The sequence below is a fragment of the Flavobacterium sp. A45 genome, assembly GCF_002001005.1.
Taxonomy (GTDB): domain Bacteria; phylum Bacteroidota; class Bacteroidia; order Flavobacteriales; family Flavobacteriaceae; genus Flavobacterium.
The window spans coordinates 1-579 of the sequence record NZ_MUNX01000121.1 but is presented as its reverse complement, the minus strand read 5'-3'; the positions used below and the strand labels follow the sequence as shown (position 1 = coordinate 579).

The following is a 579-nucleotide window of genomic DNA, read 5'->3' as shown; positions in this document are numbered from 1 at the left end:
GCAGTAAAGTTGAATGGAGTTATTGCGTATACAAAACCTTCAAGAGGTCTGTATTCTAAACGGTTCCACATATCAGAGGACGATTTTGGCTGGTCAGCATAAATCTGAGTCATAAATTCTACGTTGAAACGTAAAAAATCGATCAGTTCACAGGCTGCGTCAATTTCGGCTTGATGGATATTTTTAGATTGCGCAATCATAGTTGCAGCGTTGATTTTTGCTCTGTAAGGACCAGCGATTAATTCAGCAGCTTTTAGGAAAATAGCAGCTCTTTGTTCCCAAGCCATATTTGCCCATGCTGTTCTGGATTCCAATGCATTGGCGATAGCTTTTTGTATATGCCCTTTTTCGGCTAAATGGTAAGTTCCAACTACATGTTGATGATCGTGTGGAGCGGTCATGTTTTTGGTGTTTCCTGTTCTAATTTCTTCACTTCCAATATACAATGGAACGTCGATTTTAGTATTCCACATTTCTTTATACGCTGATAAAACAGCTGCTTTTTCAGGGGAATTAGGTGCGTATCCTTTTACGGGTTCGTTTACCGCTGTAGGTACATTGAAAAATCCTTTTAGCATA

The 579-nt window shown here is 39.4% G+C and carries 1 protein-coding gene; it reads right to left on the bottom strand.

Going from position 1 to position 579, the window contains the following annotated elements:
• Positions 1–578: aldehyde dehydrogenase family protein (locus B0E44_RS14955; protein WP_124019350.1), on the bottom strand; the 578-nt coding region annotated here is incomplete at its 3' end.
• Position 579: the final 1 nt, after the last annotated feature.